Annotated in this window: 14 protein-coding genes; 12 read left to right on the forward strand and 2 right to left on the reverse strand. The window is 45.9% G+C overall.

Features of this window, described 5'->3' with window-relative positions:
• The 3 genes from NLX74_RS19530 to NLX74_RS19540 all read left to right on the forward strand — a co-directional run bounded on the left by NLX74_RS19530 (position 1) and on the right by NLX74_RS19540 (position 3,115).
• The gene (locus NLX74_RS19530; RefSeq protein ID WP_254329704.1) at positions 1-1,500 is read left to right on the forward strand and encodes a UxaA family hydrolase; all 1,500 of its coding nucleotides are present in this window, start codon (positions 1-3) and stop codon (positions 1,498-1,500) included.
• Positions 1,501-1,627: 127 nt separating this feature from the next.
• Positions 1,628-2,074 (forward strand): acetyltransferase, encoded by a 447-nt coding sequence (locus NLX74_RS19535; RefSeq protein WP_254329705.1) that lies wholly within the window; start codon positions 1,628-1,630, stop codon positions 2,072-2,074.
• Between the two features lie 612 nt (positions 2,075-2,686).
• On the forward strand, positions 2,687-3,115 hold the full coding sequence (locus NLX74_RS19540) for a hypothetical protein (RefSeq protein WP_254329706.1): 429 nt from the start codon (positions 2,687-2,689) through the stop codon (positions 3,113-3,115).
• Between the two features lie 247 nt (positions 3,116-3,362).
• Here NLX74_RS19540 and NLX74_RS19545 read toward each other — a convergent pair whose 3' ends face one another.
• The gene (locus NLX74_RS19545; RefSeq protein WP_254329707.1) at positions 3,363-4,253 is read right to left on the reverse strand and encodes a hypothetical protein; all 891 of its coding nucleotides are present in this window, start codon (positions 4,251-4,253) and stop codon (positions 3,363-3,365) included.
• Between the two features lie 254 nt (positions 4,254-4,507).
• Here NLX74_RS19545 and NLX74_RS19550 point away from each other — a divergent pair, with 254 nt between their 5' ends.
• The 6 genes from NLX74_RS19550 (at position 4,508) to NLX74_RS19575 (ending at position 11,766) form a co-directional block, all read left to right on the forward strand.
• Positions 4,508-5,479 (forward strand): ABC transporter permease, encoded by a 972-nt coding sequence (locus NLX74_RS19550; RefSeq protein ID WP_235308188.1) that lies wholly within the window; start codon positions 4,508-4,510, stop codon positions 5,477-5,479.
• A 14-nt stretch (positions 5,480-5,493) separates the two neighbouring features.
• Complete coding sequence (locus tag NLX74_RS19555; RefSeq protein WP_254329708.1) at positions 5,494-6,381, forward strand: carbohydrate ABC transporter permease; 888 nt, start codon at positions 5,494-5,496, stop codon at positions 6,379-6,381.
• Between the two features lie 26 nt (positions 6,382-6,407).
• On the forward strand, positions 6,408-8,054 hold the full coding sequence (locus NLX74_RS19560; protein WP_254329709.1) for a type 2 periplasmic-binding domain-containing protein: 1,647 nt from the start codon (positions 6,408-6,410) through the stop codon (positions 8,052-8,054).
• Positions 8,055-8,100: 46 nt separating this feature from the next.
• Positions 8,101-10,062: a sensor histidine kinase gene (locus NLX74_RS19565; protein WP_254329710.1), complete on the forward strand. Its 1,962-nt coding sequence runs from the start codon at positions 8,101-8,103 to the stop codon at positions 10,060-10,062.
• Positions 10,034-10,822: a response regulator transcription factor gene (locus NLX74_RS19570; RefSeq protein ID WP_254329711.1), complete on the forward strand. Its 789-nt coding sequence runs from the start codon at positions 10,034-10,036 to the stop codon at positions 10,820-10,822. The genes NLX74_RS19565 and NLX74_RS19570 overlap by 29 nt, the downstream gene beginning before the upstream one ends.
• A gap of 131 nt (positions 10,823-10,953) precedes the next feature.
• Positions 10,954-11,766, forward strand: a complete 813-nt coding sequence (locus tag NLX74_RS19575; RefSeq protein ID WP_254329712.1) for a DUF3891 family protein — start codon at positions 10,954-10,956, stop codon at positions 11,764-11,766.
• A gap of 114 nt (positions 11,767-11,880) precedes the next feature.
• On the opposite strand, the gene NLX74_RS19580 is transcribed toward NLX74_RS19575, so the two are convergent.
• On the reverse strand, positions 11,881-12,018 hold the full coding sequence (locus tag NLX74_RS19580) for a hypothetical protein (RefSeq protein ID WP_023988334.1): 138 nt from the start codon (positions 12,016-12,018) through the stop codon (positions 11,881-11,883).
• A gap of 257 nt (positions 12,019-12,275) precedes the next feature.
• On the opposite strand from NLX74_RS19580, the gene NLX74_RS19585 reads away from it, so the two are divergent.
• Genes NLX74_RS19585 through NLX74_RS19595 form a run of 3 tightly spaced genes read left to right on the forward strand, consistent with a single transcriptional unit; the run spans position 12,276 to position 17,038 of the window.
• A complete protein-coding gene (locus NLX74_RS19585) occupies positions 12,276-13,421 on the forward strand; it encodes a glucose-1-phosphate adenylyltransferase (RefSeq protein WP_254329713.1) in 1,146 nt (381 codons plus the stop codon).
• 23 nt (positions 13,422-13,444) lie between these two features.
• Positions 13,445-14,548 carry a glucose-1-phosphate adenylyltransferase subunit GlgD gene (glgD, locus tag NLX74_RS19590; RefSeq protein ID WP_254329714.1) on the forward strand — a complete coding sequence of 368 codons (1,104 nt, stop codon included), beginning with the start codon at positions 13,445-13,447 and terminating at the stop codon, positions 14,546-14,548.
• Between the two features lie 45 nt (positions 14,549-14,593).
• Positions 14,594-17,038 (forward strand): glycogen/starch/alpha-glucan phosphorylase, encoded by a 2,445-nt coding sequence (locus NLX74_RS19595; protein ID WP_254329715.1) that lies wholly within the window; start codon positions 14,594-14,596, stop codon positions 17,036-17,038.
• Positions 17,039-17,083 lie beyond the last annotated feature (45 nt).

Here is a 17,083-nt window from a genome sequence, read left to right on the forward strand (position 1 = left end):
ATGCTGGAATTCATTCAAATTCATGATCAAGATAACGTGGCTGTCGCCTTGCGTGATTACAAGCAGGGAGAAACACTGGCGTGGGGAGCACAAAAAGAACAACGAGTGGAGCTAGCCGAGGATGTAGCACGCGGGCATAAAATCGCCTTGCAGGATATAGCTGAAGGTGGGCATGTTCTGAAATACGGATATCCCATCGGTCATGCCATTCAGCCCATTCAGGCAGGACAGCATGTGCATACGCATAATACGAAGACGAACCTGACAGGCGTGGAGGAGTACACTTATAAGCCTAAGCCAGCTCCTCATTTATATGAACAGGAGAGTCGTACGTTTCAAGGTTTTCGGCGAAAGGACGGTCGTGTGGGGATTCGCAATGAGTTGTGGATTGTGCCGACGGTCGGCTGTGTGAACGGGATTGCTGAACTTATTTTAAACCGTTTCAAGCAGGAAGCGGGAGATATTTCACCTTTTGAAAATGCACTTGTGCTTAAGCATAACTATGGTTGTTCTCAGTTGGGTGACGATCACGCACATACGCGCACGATTTTGATCGATGCTGTGAAACATGCGAACGCAGGTGGCGTACTTGTACTGGGTTTGGGCTGTGAGAACAATGAGATGAAAGAATTTAAGGAAGCCATCGGGGAATATGATTCGGAGCGGGTAAAGTTTTTGCTTTCCCAGGATGTGTCGGATGAAGTAGAGGAAGGGGTAAGGTTGCTTCATGAAATTTTTGCGGCCGTGCAAGAAGATCGACGGGAACCTGTACCTTTGTCTGAGCTGAACATCGGCTTGAAATGCGGTGGATCTGATGGCTTATCGGGTATTACTGCCAACCCATTACTCGGACGATTGTCGGATTATATGGCCGCGCAAGGTGGAACAACGGTATTGACAGAAGTACCTGAAATGTTCGGGGCGGAGACGATTTTAATGGAGCGCGCTGCCGATGAGCAAGTATTTAATAAGATCGTACATCTGATTAACGATTTCAAACAATATTTTCTGGATTACAAGCAGCCAGTATACGAAAATCCGTCGCCGGGCAATAAAGCAGGGGGCATCACGACACTGGAGGATAAATCACTGGGCTGTACGCAAAAATCCGGGTCTTCCACGGTCACTGATGTCATTCAGTACGGGGAACGTCTTAAGACCAAGGGACTCAACCTGCTCAGCGCACCGGGCAACGATCTAGTGGCATCTTCAGCTCTCGCCGCGGCGGGCTGCCAGCTCGTTATTTTCACAACCGGACGCGGTACGCCGTTTGGCTCCTTTGTTCCGACGATGAAGGTCTCAACCAACTCGCCGTTGTATAAAGCTAAACCTCATTGGATCGACTATAACGCTGGTTCACTGGTGGAGGATGTCAGTATGGAAGATGCGCTCCGCAACTTTGTTGATTACATCGTTGCTGTAGCCAGCGGAACCTGGGTGAACAATGAGAAAAACAATTTCAGGGAGCTCGCTATTTTTAAAAACGGTGTTACGTTGTAAAAGGCTGTAATGTAAGGGAGGCGGAATTATTCCGCTTCCTTTTTTGTGTTTGTATACTTCAAAATAGGCATGTTAGGCTTACTGCAAAACATGCAATATCGATTTTTAAATGAAGGGGGAAGTACAAGTGCAAAATGAAATTGTTGCTTATCGTGAAGAAAATCATGATCAACTCGTTGATATTTGGCAGCGGGCTGTACGCCGGACACACACATTTTTGTCGGAAGAGGACATTCAATTTTATCATCATATCGTACGCAGTGGTGTTTTAAGAGAACTTGAAGTTTGGATGGAATGGAATACAAGTCAAGAACCAACAGGTTTTATCGGGCTGGACGGATTGAAAATAGAGATGCTGTTTGTGGACCCTGAACGGCATGGGCAGGGCATAGGTAGCCGACTCATCCAGTATGCTGAAAAAATAAAAGGGAGGCATCTCAAAGTGGACGTGAATGAGCAGAACGAGAAAGCGTATGCTTTCTACAGACATTACGGCTTTGTACACACGGGGCGATCTGCACTGGATGGATCAGGTAGGGCATTTCCTTTGCTTCACATGGAAATGAACAAGTGAACGATCCACTTACATCGGTATTTTAAAAACTGGAATATATTATCATAATGCACTTGTCATATGTTTGAATTTATGATATAACTTAATTACGTAATAACTACGTAATTAAGTTATTTTTAGTTGGGATTTAGATCTTACTTTTGTTTGGTGAATATAAAAGTCGGATAAGGAGGCGGGAATGGTGGATGATCTTGTTCACTCCGACATCACAGATCTAGACACACTTGTTAACATGATTAAGCTGTCTTTTTCATTTGCGGATGGTGCCAATATGATTGCTTTATGCGACCGGTTGTATAGCCATGTCAACCAAAAGTATCAGGAATTACAGCTCTACAAAGCGCGCAAGAAACCTATACAACCCATACATACCAAACGGCCGCTAGTCTACTACTACGGCTACAGTCATCTTATGAAAGGCATGGCCTTCCAAAAACAGGGCAAGTATGAGGCCGCTCGCGATTGCATCGAAAAATATGCAGAATTGGGCTGGTTTAATGATCTCGATCAAAATATGGGGAAGCAGAGGTTGAATATTACCGCTATGCTGCCAGAGCTAATTTGTATGCCCTTGATATTTTGTCAGGCCATGCCGAAGTGTTGCAGGAATACATGCAATTTCTTCGTAACAATCCGGAAGAGCTGTTACCGGGGCTTCTTTCTATCGTTGAGGGAGCGTCGAGATATGACTATCCTTTAGAGGCTGTGCTTGAATCATTTGCCGAACAAATGGAAGGTTTTAAATATTTTGAAGAGCCTGTGAATGTATCTTATTATTTTCGCTTCTGCTATCAGCTGGCTCTTTATTATATCAAGCAACAACAGTTTACGGTTGCGTTGGGCTATATCCTGCAATCTCTCATGCTGTCCGATACCCTGGGTATGGAACATGAGCATGAGTTTAGGAAATGTACCGCTATATTTGAAATTTTCAGATCCCAAGCTACAGCAACACAGCAAGACCAATATATAACTATTTTAAAAGGAGTGTTAAAGGATGAAAAAATTGATTTCACGCCCTCTGTCGCTCAGTCTGTTTAGCTTGCTAGTGTTTGTTACAAGTCATGACCTCATCACGGTATTCTATCATGGAGCTAATCATTAAGAAGGCAGAAGTAAAGTAGAAAATTAGTTGTTTTAGCAGGTAGGCAGTTCATTTGAAAATATGATGTGGAAGTACACCCAATAGCAAGTAAGCTCATTAAGATCAGGGCTTACTTGCTATTTGGCGTATTATGAAGATCGATCATAACGCATATATATAACGTGGTACATGTCCCAAAATTATTTAAGCTGTCGTAGGTTTATGCAGCAAACCTTGTTCTGAGGGGTGCAATGAAATTCTTGTCTGTTGGTAGCTCGGGAATAGTTCTTCCGTACTGTATGATCTGCTTTTTAACACTGCATCCAGTGCCCGTAGCAAGGAGCCTATGAATTGCTCTGGAGAAAAGAAAATGCTTTTCCCGACCATATGAATGTGAAGCTCGTTATGGTCACGGTTGCTTACAGACAGTAATATACCTTGACCTTGAAAACCCGTACCGATTGCGCGTATTTTGTTTATACCCGAGAGCAGCATTTCCGTTTTCACCGCACGCCCCTGTTCCTCCACAAATACAGAAATCAGGCGTTTGTTTGTAACGATAACAATTTGGTTCCCCCGAAACGTATGGCTCAGGTGTAGAAAATCTTTATATACCCCAATAGTCTGCTCATGCGGAGAAACAATCCCCATTCGTACAAACTCATCCAACTCAGTGATATCGGGCTCTTGGTGATTTTTAATTCGTTTTTTGATACTGAACTGAATGGTTAGGATACCCAAGATAGCAATGAGAAAAGCGCTAAGTCGGACGTTAAATATAAAGTACATCAGGACAATAAGGCCGCCTACTAACCACTGTCCCCAAGTTAGATAGCGCAGCTTTTGTTGTACCGTACGACGATAATAACCGTAGCCCTTTCCCGGTTGATACTCTTTAGTAAACTTTGTCATACCACGCATCATGGTTAATCCATAGACGGATAAAATTGTCATCGCGAGCGCCAAGAGCGTCATAAGCCATTCCTGAGCTGCAATGCCAACTAAAGTACACAGGCCAAACATGATGAGCCCCGCCCAGCAGGCAACCTTTTTAATTCGAACCTGTTTCTGAATCGAACGAACTAATTCTTCCATTCTTAATCCTCCTGATCTAGGTATATAGGTAATGATTGGAATTACATATAGTCTTATCGTACCATCTGATAGTCTTCTTCGTAAATTAATAGATGTAAAAATCCAAAGGATGGAAGAAAACTTGTGCGTATAGTTAGATCCCCACCTGAAATTTAGATACCAAAATCAAAAAATCCAGTACTACTCATTCGAAGCAGAAGCCTCTAAAATAATAAATGTAAGTGCTTACATTAAAGAGAAGGGAGGTCTTCTGTATGAGTACAGGATGGAAAAATCCGCAGCCACAGCCACAGCCGCCGGTTCGATCGGGTAGAGGGGCATCATCACTAGCGCGCAAATGGGTTCAACAAAGACATTTGCAGACCATGGCGCTGCTTGGGGTGGTTTGGATGATTATTTTTCATTACATTCCGATGTACGGTATTTTAATTGCGTTCAAACATTTTGACATCATTGGAACCATATCAAGCGCACCATGGGCGGGGTTAGAGCATTTTCGGGCCTTTTTGGAGGATGATAACTTTTGGTACATTGTCAAAAACACACTGGGCATTAGCCTGCTCAAGCTGGCGATCGGATTCCCGTTGCCCATTGTATTTGCTCTCTTCCTGAATGAAATACGATCTACTCGGTTCAAAAAATCTATTCAGACCATTTCGTACCTTCCTCACTTTTTATCTTGGGTCATTCTTGGTGGGATCTTAACGACGTGGCTGGCAGATACCGGGATGATTAATCAACTGTTGCTAGCCTGGGGGTGGATTGACCAGCCGATCAGTTATTTGGCAGAGCCGAGCTATTTTTGGGCTATCGTCGTTAGCTCGGATATCTGGAAGGAGCTTGGATGGTCAGCTATTATCTATTTGGCAGCAATGGCGGGGGTATCTACGGACATGTACGAAGCGGCCACCATTGACGGGGCCGGACGCTTTCAGAAAATGTGGTACGTCACACTTCCCGCTATCAAGGGGACAATATCCATTTTGTTTATTTTGGCGGTCAGCGGCATATTGAACTCCAACTTCGATCAAATTCTCGTCCTGCGTAACTCGCTGAATGAAAGTGCAAGTAATGTAGTTGATATTTATGTATATCAGGTGGGCATTCAGCAGGGCCGTTTCTCGTATTCTACCGCAGTGGGTTTGCTAAAATCGGTTCTTGCTCTCATTTTACTGCTAATTGCCAATTCGGTGACCAAGCGGGTGAATAATACATCCCTATTTTGAAGGAGGACGGCTGCATGCAGCTATTGCAACGCAGAACAGCAGGCGAAGCGATATTCGATTTCGTGAACAACGTCTTCATGCTGATCATTTGTTTTGTGACGTTGTATCCCGTGTGGTATGTGCTGGTGAACTCCTTTAACGAAGGAGCAGACGCGATGAGGGGCGGCATTTACTGGTGGCCGAGGGTCTTCAGTCTGGGCAGCTATCAGGCTGTGTTTGCCAACAACGGTATTATGACTGCGATGGGAGTGACTATTGCCAAGACATTAATCGGCACGATTGTTCATGTGTTTTTTACCGCTATGATTGCATATGCATATTCCCGTAAGGAGCTGATCGGTCGCAAGCTGTATATGCTGATTGGCACCATTACCCTGTTTTTTGGTGGAGGATTGATTCCAACGTATTTGCTGATTCGTGATCTCGGACTGCTGGACAACTTTTGGGTGTACATCATTCCTGCGATGTTCAGCTTTTTTGACCTTATTATTTTTATGGCTTTTTTCCGAGAACTGCCGGATGCATTGGAAGAGGCGGCGAAAATAGACGGTGCGAACGATTTCGGTATCTTTTGCCGGATCGTGCTTCCTGTATCTATGCCGGTAGTAGCGACGATTGCGTTGTTTCATGGGGTATACCAGTGGAACGATTATTTTACTGGAATGATCTATATTAATAATACGGATCTTCAGCCGATTCAAACGTATTTGTACCGGGTTGTTGCCCAATCCAGCTCTAATCAGATGATGGCTGCTGCACCGGGGGTCGTTGCCCAGTCCGTCACTTCGCAATCGATCAAGCTGGCGACGATGGTTGTGACGACACTGCCCATTGTACTGGTATATCCTTTTCTGCAAAAATATTTCGTCAAGGGTCTGATGATCGGCTCGATTAAGGGATAGCACATCATCCAAGGGGGAGATTTATGATGAACATTCGCAAATGGCAGAAGGGGCTGTTGGCTTCTGTTCTGCTGGTGGGTTTGCTCGCGGCATGTACGTCCGGTGGAGGCGGTACTGTCACGGAATTGAAGGACGAGAAGACCAAGGCTACGGCAGATGTACCAGGATGGAAGGCGGATAAGGAGCCGATAACGTTTGACTGGTATTTGAACTTTTCCTGGTTCCCGAACAAGTGGGGGACGGATATGACCTCAAAGTATGTTACGCAAAAGACTGGGGTCAGCGTCAATTTTATCGTACCCGCAGGGAATGAAAATGAAAAGCTCAATACCATGTTGGCCTCCGGCAAGCTACCTGATTTTGTCACGCTGGGTTGGGGAGAGGACGCGGTCAAAAAAATGATCGAGGGTAAGATGGTGCTTCCGCTCAACAAGCTGGCCGAGAAATACGATCCGTATCTGATTAAAATAGCTGATCCGGCGAAAATGTCCTGGTATCGCCAAACGGACGGGAATGTATACGGGTATCCTAACGCTTCTTCTTCGCCACAGGATTATCAAAAATACGGCCAAAATTTTGTGTCCAACCAGACGTTTATGGTTCGGAAGGATATGTACGAGGCGATCGGCAAACCAGATATGAGGACACCAGAAGAATTTTTGAAAGCGCTTCAAAAAGTGAAAGAGAAATTTCCGGAGGTGAACGGTCAGCCTCTTATCCCGATAGGATTTCACGAATTTACAGATAACGGAAATTATTCTTTTGAAGACTATTTACTCAATTTCCTAGCCATTCCTCATGAAAAGGACGGCAAGCTATACGATCGTCGTTCGGACGAAGAGTATATTCGCTGGCTCAAAACATTCCGTCAAGCAAATGAGCAGGGCCTGATCGCCAAGGACGTATTTATCGACAAACGTCCGCAAATGGAGGAAAAGGTGGCACAGGGCCGATATTTTGCCATGCTATATCAGCGTTCTGACTTTGCCACTCAACAGGTACTGTTATATGCGAAGGACCCGAACTCCGTCTATATCGCGGTGGATGGACCTTCGAACAGTAAGCTGGACCCGCCGACGCTGGCCGGGCCGGGTATTTCCGGCTGGACGGTGACGCTTATTTCGAAGGATGTCAAAGACAAGGAGCGAGCTATTGAATTTCTGACTTATCTGATTAGCGAGGAAGGAAATCGTGACCTGTATCTGGGGGAGCAGGGCAAGCTATGGGACATGGTTAACGGTAAGCCAGCCTTCAAGCCGGAGGTACAGGAGCTGCTGAACAAGGATCGTTCTGCTTTTGATAAAAAATATGGCGCCTCCTTCACCTTCTGGATGCTGATGGATACGAATATGAATTTGCAGTGGGCGCCGCCCAGCGTCGAGCCGTATAAGCAGCCAGAGGATTGGACGAAAGGAAAGACGAAAGGCTTCTCCCAATATGACAATATTAAACCGACTGGAACTTCGGCAGAGGGCATTGCGTCAGGCCAGATAGATAAAATTTGGGGCAAGACATTGCCGAAGCTGCTACTGGCTTCCTCAGATGAGGAATTCGACCAGCTGTTTGCTCGCTTTTTGGAAGACCGCAGAAAAGCAGGATATGACAAAGTTATGGTCTATCAGCAAAAAGCCTATGAGGAAAACCTTAAGAAAATTGAACAGTTCACCAAATGATTTAATTCAATGCTTTAATCTATTGAACCTCTAAGGATGTGATTTCATGCCAGGCCGTGCACGTTCACAGATGAAGAGCCTGCTGCGCCGCACTATATGGCAGTGGATGAAGGGTACAGCCGATCGGCTTGGCGGTTGCTCCCTTCAAGTTAAGCTCATTGTTGCGTATATCGGAGTCATTTTAATCCCGGTGGTATTATTCTCGCTATATACCTTTCACCAACTGTACGAGAATACCATGCACGACATCACCGTACAAAATCAGTATGTGTTGGATACAGAGCTGGCCCATATTCATAGCAATATGGAAATTATGGAGCGAACCGCACAGCTTGCGATTTCAGATCGCAACGTACTTCGTTATCTGACCGAGGAACGTGAAATAAGCAGCGATGAGCTAGTCCAATTCAACTTGAATGTGTTTCCAAATTTGCAGCACTTGCTGTACAGTAATCCCAATGTAGAGAACATTCGACTGTATACCAATAATCCCCAGACGCATGAAATATGGCCGATGATTTTCAAAGAATCACGATTGCCTAAGGCTTCCTGGCTGAAAACGTCCCAACTCCGACAAGGGAAAATATGGTGGGAAATGTACAAGGGGCCGAAAAGCTTACTTCTGGGGCAATCCCGGCAGGAAAGTGAGACAGTGCAGTATATGGCACTGCTGCGTGAAATTCAGTCTACCGGAGGAAGACACGCAGGGTTGGTAGAAACAAACATGAGGCTGGAGCTATTTTCACCTAGAGTATTTGGAATCCCACAACGTGATCGTGCATGGCAAATGTTCATTCTGGACGGCGATTCCAGCGCAAGGAACGCTGACAAACCAATGTCTTCTAGCGATATAGCTACAGCTTCCTCTCTATCAGATTCAATTTCCATCCCTCTGTCCCATGTGCACCATCTGTTTCAGTCCCAGGTTCAGGGACCGGGTGGTGCTTTTGATTTTTCCTATGAGAATAAGCCTTATCTCGGTATGTATCGCTATATAGAAGGGTTGGACGCCTATTTGCTAAATGTGGTAGCGCTGGACGGTCCGCTGGGTGATCTCCGTCAGAAACGCAATGCCATGCTGCTCATTATTAGTATGCTGATTGTGTTTATGTCCGTCATTTCTTATACCCTGCATGCCTTCATTCTCAAGCAGCTACATACACTGCGTGAATCCATGAAGAAAGTAGAGCAGGAGGGTGACTTTCAGCTTAGAATTCCAGTATATGGGCGGGGAGAAGTGGCTGAGCTGGCTCTATATTTTCGCAGTCTGCTAAGTCGGATTAACGGACTCATTGCCGAGGCAGTACACAAGCAGGCCGCTGCTCAGGAGGCTGAACTGCTAGCGCTCAAGCATCAGATTGATTCCCATTTTCTCTATAATACATTGGAAAATTTAAAAATGATGGCGGAGATAGAACGGCAGTATCCGCTGTCGGATGCCCTTACCTCCCTTGGGTCGATGATGCGTTACAATCTCCAATGGTCCGGGTCATGTGTTGCGTTGCGGGATGAAATCCGACATATCCAGCATTACGTGGCCATCATGAACATTCGCCACGATAACCAAATTGGATTGGAAATTCATCTATCGTCGGCGTTTATGGAACTGGAGATGCTGAAAATGTCGCTGCAGCCTGTAGTCGAAAATGCTATCAAGCACGGTTGGAGTACATTGCAAAGCCCATTCAGCATCACGATTGAAGCCTGCTCTAAGCAGGATATCATAGAATTGCGTATACAGGATAACGGAGTGGGGATATCTGAAGAAAGAAGAAACGCCATCATGGCTGGTCTAGCGCGAACGGATATGGATTCCCACGAGCCCGGGATGAATGGGGGAATCGGTTTGTATAATGTGCATCGCCGTTTAAGTATGCAGTATGGCGAAGAGTATGGCATAAGACTGGACAGCATCCCCGGACAATCGACGACAGTGACCCTAATTTTGCCTAGACGTTACATGATGAGGGGGACGGACCATGACGACCAAGCTGTTGATTGCGGATGACGAGAAAAATATTCGAATGGGACTTCAAGCTATGATCGAACGGGAATTTTCCGGTCTCTATGAATGTGTACTGGTCAAGGACGGAAGGGAAGCCTGGCAGCATGTGAAGCAGTTTTTGCCCGAGTTGGTGATAACGGATATCCGTATGCCTGTTATGGATGGCATTATGCTGATGCAGCATATTCGCGAGCTGGAGCCGGAACGCAGACCTTTGGTGATCATTCTCAGTGGATATGACGAGTTCCAGTATGCGCGCGAAGCGATTCGCTGCGGGGCACGGGAGTATTTGCTCAAGCCGATTGTAAGGGAGGAGTTGTTTGGTGCGCTGGCAGTTTTGAATGAGGAATTGAAGGAGAGGAACCACCTCATAGACGATAGTGTTGTCAGCGTAGAGAAAGATAGACTGGTTGGCGCGAGTGTCATCCCCGATAGAAACGGTAGCATGACACGTGCTATCCAATACATCCATGCTCATTACAGCGATGATTTAAATATGGCAGTAGTATCCAATTCAGTATCCTTGAATTATACGTATTTTAGTCAGGCTTTCAAAGCCTATACAGGCCTTAGCTTTGTTCAATATGTAAAAAGGCTGCGCATTGCAGAAGCCAAAAAGCTGCTGGAGTGTCAAGGGGGCAAGATTTATGAAATTGCGGCTAACGTGGGTTTTGACAATGCAAAGCATTTTAACAAAGTGTTTCGTGAGCTGGAGGGGATGACCCCACAGCAGTTTCGAGTGCAAAATCAAAAGGGTAATTAGATATAAAGAGGCGGAAAACTTGCCTGCCTTTTTACCCTTATCCTGATATAATAAACGTAAGCATAACCATGGCCTTCGATCAGAGAGTTTGTACACTATCACACGAATCGCCGAACGGAAGGGGAGAGCATATGGTTATTTATGAAACGGACCAAGCTTATATCATGACGACGCAGCATGACCATGCCCATATTTCGGGTGAGTTGGCTTCGCAATGGGAAGAGAGTGCCTTCAAGAATAGACGTCATAAGCAGGATTTTGTATATGCAGCAAGGGAGCATGATCGGGGTTGGATACAGTTAGACGCTGCTCCTTTCTGGAATGATCATGTGTCTGCACCTTATACATTTATTGATTTTCCGCTCAGTCCACGTTTTGTTTTCTATCGTCTTGGGATTGATGAAGTCGAACAAGGAAGTATGTATGCGGCGTTACTGTGTAGCTTGATGTACAAGGAGCTAGTCGGACGGACCGAGCATCAAAACGCTCAGGACAAGCAGATTACGCATGCTTATCAGGAGGCGGAGGAACAGCGTCGGCAGAGGCTCAAACAGGAGCTGGCATGTGGCGTAACCTTCGACCATCAAGTGCGGACGGATGTACGGAGAATGTTGTTTTGCGACGAATTGAGTCTGTTTTTGTGCAGCCGAGAGCCGGGTACGCCTACAGCAGATTATGAATGGTTTGCTGAAGGTTTAAGCTTCCCGGCTGTTCGACATGAAAGCGGGCGAGTTTGGGCCGAGTGGCTATCGGATCAGACTGTAGGTCTTTCCTTTTTTCCTTTCAGGGGAAAGGTAGGGATTACTCATACCTTTAAGAAGGTGGACAAGGAGAAAATTCATACCTTTGGTCTCCTAGAGGCTTACCGTTCTTCCGAATGGACGCATCGAACCTTTACCGTTGAACATATCATGGAAGTAGAAGAACATAAGGAGAATGCCTGACCGTCTACGGATACAGCCTCGAACCATATTTTGTTCGTAGACGCAGAAAAAAGTCAGAGCAAAGCCTCCCTGAACCATGATTCAGAGAGGCTCGCTTTTTCTACCTTTAACATTCTACGATTTTGCAGATGTTTTCGCACGATTGACAATGGTCTGTACTTTATTCAATACCTTATCGCGTGCCCCTTTATTTTTCATCAGATACGTAACACCCATTCCCAATGCTGCTACCACCCATTTTTTATTCTTCATGAATAACGCCTCCTTATGATCATGTTGTCATACACGAATACTTTAAAAGTATCCAAAATGTGAAAAGATGAACGGGATTTTACGATTTAGTGATTCCTTGCACTCGTTCCGCATAACTATGATTTTACCCTTCTCCATCACATCTTACCCGTTCCTTCGCCAATGAAACGATTACGACTGTCTTTTCATGTTTAATGGATATTATCAAATATCCCGCCACAATTGCTTCAGACGCACATGACAGGGAGGTCTTTGTTATGAGAAAGAAGGAAGTGGTTGCCATGCTGCTCGCCGGCGGACAAGGCAAAAGACTCAAAGGACTTACCCGTACACTAGCTAAACCGGCAGTTTTTTTTGGAGGGACTTACCGCATTATTGATTTCCCTCTCAGTAATTGCACTCATTCTGGTATAGACACCGTAGGCGTGTTGACCCAATACGAGCCGTTGGTGCTTCATTCCTATATCGGCGTAGGCAGCGACTGGGATTTGGATCGCCTGGATGGAGGAGTGTTCGTTTTACCTCCGCACGAGAAAGAAAATGGAAACAACTGGTACAGGGGCACGGCGGATGCAATTTATCGAAACCTGCATTTCTTGGATCAGTATGACCCGGAGCATGTACTCATTCTGTCAGGGGATCACATTTATAAAATGGACTACAGTCGAATGCTCCACTATCACAAGGAGAAGGAAGCAGACTGCACCATTTCTGTCATCAATGTCACGATTCAGGAAGCCCAACGATTTGGGGTACTGAACGCCGATGATGATCTGAAAATATATGACTTTGAGGAGAAGCCTGAACAGCCGAAAAGTACATTGGCCTCCATGGGCATTTATTTGTTCAAATGGGAGGTGTTGCGTCGCTATTTACTGGAAAGCGCAAGCGATTCTGAATCCTCACATGATTTTGGCAAGGATATCATTCCGTTGCTGCTTCAGCATGGTCGGTCGTTGTATGCGTATCCGTTTGCCGGGTATTGGAAGGATGTAGGTACCATTCAGAGCTTATGGGAGTCCAACATGGATCTTCTGGTTCAGGATCCGCCTTTGGATCTGAACGATCCTTCCTGGCGCATCTATACCCGCAGTCCCAATCAACCGGCCCAGTATATAACCCAACGGGCGATTCTCAAAAACAGTATTGTAAATGAAGGCTGCATGGTAGATGGAGAAGTAAGGCATTCTGTACTATTTTATGGGGTCGAAGTAGGTGAAGGAAGCGTTATTACCGATTCTGTCATCATGCCGAACGTAAAAATTGGGCGCAATGTACGTATCCACCGGGCTATCGTGAATGAGAACATCGTTATTGAAGACAACGCGTTTATCGGACCTGAAGATAGTTCTGATGAGATTATTTTGTTCGATCAGGAAAGCCAGCTTCATGCACGAATTTAACCCGGATAAGGACGGTGTCTGCTATGAGCCGACTCATTGGAGTTATCAACCTGGATCACGAACTGGATCAGTTGAAGGAGTTGACCTATTTCCGGTGCGGGGCCGCAGTTCCCTTTGCCAGTCGATATCGGCTCATTGATTTTACCTTATCCAACATGATGCATGCAGGGGTGCATGATATTGCACTGTTTATCCGCCGCAAATACCGTTCGCTGCTGGATCATCTGGGTGAAGGTCGGCCTTGGGATTTAGACCGCAGACGGGGGGGGTTGTTTATTTTGCCACCGGACTGGAATGATCCGACGGATGCATCACGTGGAGATTTGCAGCATGTGCACAACAATCTGGATTTTTTTCATCGCTCATCGGGGCAAACCCTTGTTCACGCAGGAACTCAGCATGTCAATAAGGTTGATATCGAGGATGTATACCGTTATCATCGGGAGAAAAATGCAGATGTTACCCTCGTATATAAACCCATAGACCAGCTCGAATCTGAGCATGCTCCTTGTGCACGACTGGAGATTGATGAGAACGGACGGGTGACTGGTATTCATCAGGAGCAGGATCATCATAATATTTATCTGGAAATGTTCGTGATGGACAAAGGCTTGTATCTGGATCAGGTGAAGCATTGCATAGCCCATCAGGATAATCATTTCTTTCGCGATGCCATCCAGAAAAACCCAAGTGGGCTGCGCATTTATGCGTATCGTTATGAAGGTTATCATGCAGTCATTAATTCTATCGAGAGCTACTATAAAAATAGCATGAAGCTACTGGATCAGCAGCAGTATCAAGCACTGTTTCAGAATCAGCCGGTGCATACCAAAATCAAGTATGAAGCCCCGACTCGTTATACGCACAGCGCCGAGGTGGATCATTCGCTTGTTGCTAATGGCTGCACCATTGGGGGCAAGGTCGAGAACAGTATTCTTTTCCGTGGAGTGCGGGTGGAGGAGGGCGCGCGGGTAAGCAACTCGATTATTATGCAAAAATGTGTCATCCGTAAAGGGGCAGTTGTGGAGAATGTGGTTTTAGATAAAGATGTACAGCTTTCACCAGATCGAACTCTGATTGGAGACATTAGAGTTCCCTATGTCATTGCCAAGAATAGCGTAATTTAAAGGATATACTTAGCCATTAAAACGGAAATAACAGGAGGTACAACTTTGTTCAGCAATAAAGAAGCTTTTAAGCAGGCTTTTCGAGAGCAACTGGTCGGAAGGCTGGGCAAACCGATGCAGGAGGCTCAGTCGGAAGACGTATATAAGGTTTTGGGTGGCATGATTCGTGAACAAGTCGGCAAGAATTGGGCAGAAACGAACCAAGCCTACAAAGAAGGACAAGAGAAGCAGATTTATTATTTCTCACTGGAATTTTTGATAGGTCGTCTACTGGGCAGTAATCTGCTGAATTTGGGCGTACTGGATATGGTTCGGCAGGCATTGGGTGAACTGGGCTGGGATCTGGAGGAAATTGAAGAACAGGAGGCGGACGCGGGGCTAGGTAATGGTGGTCTCGGCCGTCTGGCGGCTTGCTTCATGGACTCGCTGGCATCCCTTGGCTATGCAGGACATGGCTGCGGCATCCGATATAAATATGGTCTGTTTGAACAGCGTATTGTGGATGGTAATCAGGTTGAACTGCCGGATTACTGGCTACAGAAAGGGAATGTCTGGGAGGAACGCCGTCCTGACAAAAAGGTCGAGGTTCATTTTTGGGGAAGAGTGGAAACCCGTGAACAGGAGGGACGTCTTGTATTCGAGACACAGGATGCCGAAACAGTCTGGGCTGTCCCTTACGATATTCCGCTGGTGGGCTATGGTCATGCGCAGGTGAATACGCTGCGGATTTGGAGTGCGGAATCAGCGCTTGATCCCGTTCGAGGACCGATTCGAGGCGAGGGCGGTTATTACCGCTTTCTCGACTACAATCGATCGGTGGAATCCATCTCGGCATTTCTATATCCGGATGACTCCAATTATGAGGGAAAGCTGCTTCGCTTGAAGCAGCAGTATTTCCTGTGCTCGGCCGGATTGCAAAGTATTTTGCGTACGTTCGAGAAGCTTCGTTTACCTTATAGCCAGTTGCCCGATAAAATAGCACTGCACATTAACGATACACATCCGACGCTGGTTATACCGGAACTGATGCGTATTCTGATAGACGTGAAGGGCTTGGGCTGGGACGATGCATGGGATATTACGACGCGAACCGTTTCATATACAAATCATACGATATTAAGTGAGGCGCTGGAACAATGGCCTGTCAATATGGTACGGGAGCTACTTCCTCGTATTTTCTTGATCATTGAAGAAATTAACAAACGTTATTGCGCTATGCTACTGGAGCGTTACCCGGGTCAGGACATCAAAATTGGTGAAATGGCGATTATTCACGGTGAACAAATCCGTATGGCTCACTTGGCAATCGTCGGCAGCTACAGCGTTAATGGGGTAGCTGCGCTGCATACGCAAATATTAAAGGAACGAGAGATGAAGTCGTTTCACGAGCTGTACCCTGACCGTTTTAATAATAAAACAAACGGGATTGCCCATCGCCGCTGGCTAATACATGCCAACCCGGAGCTGGCAAGCTTGTACGATGAGACCATCGGCACACGTTGGAGGACCCGTCAAACAAGGGAGCTCATCGACCTGCTTTGTTACAGTGGGGACGAGTCGTTCAAAGAACGGATACAGACGATTAAGCGAAATAATAAAGTCAGGCTCGCTGAGCATGTTTTTGCAAAACAGGGCGTGCGGCTGGATACGTCCTCCATTTTTGATGTACAGGTCAAACGGTTGCATGGTTATAAGCGACAGCTGCTCAACATTTTGCATGTGATGCATTTATACAGTCAGCTTAAAAGTAATCCGGGCCTGGATGTGACGCCACGCACGTTTATTTTTGGAGCCAAAGCCGCCCCCGGTTATTTTCTCGCCAAACAGACGATCAAGCTTATTAACAACGTGGCGGACACGATCAATCGGGATGTAGATGTCAAGGACAAGCTGAAAGTCGTTTTCCTTGAAAATTATTCGGTCTCGCTAGCGGAGCTGATTATTCCTGCAGCGGATGTCAGTGAGCAGATTTCCACGGCAGGCAAGGAAGCCTCAGGCACAGGGAACATGAAATTTATGATGAACGGTGCGCTCACAATAGGTACATTGGACGGAGCCAATGTTGAAATGCATGAAATGGTAGGCGATGCCAACATGTTCATTTTTGGATTAAAGGTGGATCAGATTGAGGCATATTACCGAGACGGCCAGTATTCGGCGCGCAAAACAGCCAACAGTGACGAAAGACTGCGTGAAGTGTTGGATCAACTCGTGAACGATGCTCCTTTTACTCGGCATGAACGGGAATTTGAGGCCATTTATCAATCCCTGATTGATCATAATGATGAATACTTTGTGCTCAAGGACTTCGCATCCTATGTGGATACACAGGTTTATATCGAACAAGTGTATCGGAATCCCTCGGAGTGGACTCGGCGTGCTATTGTGAATATGGCCCATTCCGGGAAATTTTCTAGTGATTGTACAATTCAGCAGTACGCGGCTGAGATTTGGGACATTGTACCTCTCCAAAACGATGTCAACAAGTGAATTCTGTCCTAAAACGGCGAAACAGGCGGAATAACATTGCTTTTC

This window comes from Paenibacillus sp. MZ03-122A (assembly GCF_024213325.1).
GTDB classification, from domain to species: Bacteria; Bacillota; Bacilli; order Paenibacillales; family Paenibacillaceae; genus Paenibacillus; species Paenibacillus polymyxa_B.

What these genes read in the sequence shown, in the direction of transcription:
- NLX74_RS19565 (WP_254329710.1), top strand. Translation starts at nt 8,101, where the DNA reads ATGCCAGGCCGTGCACGTTCACAGATGAAGAGCCTGCTGCGCCGCACT.
- glgD (WP_254329714.1), top strand. Translation starts at nt 13,445, where the DNA reads ATGAGCCGACTCATTGGAGTTATCAACCTGGATCACGAACTGGATCAG.
- NLX74_RS19560 (WP_254329709.1), top strand. Translation starts at nt 6,408, where the DNA reads ATGAACATTCGCAAATGGCAGAAGGGGCTGTTGGCTTCTGTTCTGCTG.
- NLX74_RS19530 (WP_254329704.1), top strand. Translation starts at nt 1, where the DNA reads ATGCTGGAATTCATTCAAATTCATGATCAAGATAACGTGGCTGTCGCC.
- NLX74_RS19575 (WP_254329712.1), top strand. Translation starts at nt 10,954, where the DNA reads ATGGTTATTTATGAAACGGACCAAGCTTATATCATGACGACGCAGCAT.
- NLX74_RS19545 (WP_254329707.1), bottom strand. Translation starts at nt 4,253, where the DNA reads ATGGAAGAATTAGTTCGTTCGATTCAGAAACAGGTTCGAATTAAAAAG.
- NLX74_RS19555 (WP_254329708.1), top strand. Translation starts at nt 5,494, where the DNA reads ATGCAGCTATTGCAACGCAGAACAGCAGGCGAAGCGATATTCGATTTC.
- NLX74_RS19570 (WP_254329711.1), top strand. Translation starts at nt 10,034, where the DNA reads ATGACGACCAAGCTGTTGATTGCGGATGACGAGAAAAATATTCGAATG.
- NLX74_RS19550 (WP_235308188.1), top strand. Translation starts at nt 4,508, where the DNA reads ATGAGTACAGGATGGAAAAATCCGCAGCCACAGCCACAGCCGCCGGTT.
- NLX74_RS19580 (WP_023988334.1), bottom strand. Translation starts at nt 12,018, where the DNA reads ATGAAGAATAAAAAATGGGTGGTAGCAGCATTGGGAATGGGTGTTACG.
- NLX74_RS19585 (WP_254329713.1), top strand. Translation starts at nt 12,276, where the DNA reads ATGAGAAAGAAGGAAGTGGTTGCCATGCTGCTCGCCGGCGGACAAGGC.
- NLX74_RS19540 (WP_254329706.1), top strand. Translation starts at nt 2,687, where the DNA reads ATGCAATTTCTTCGTAACAATCCGGAAGAGCTGTTACCGGGGCTTCTT.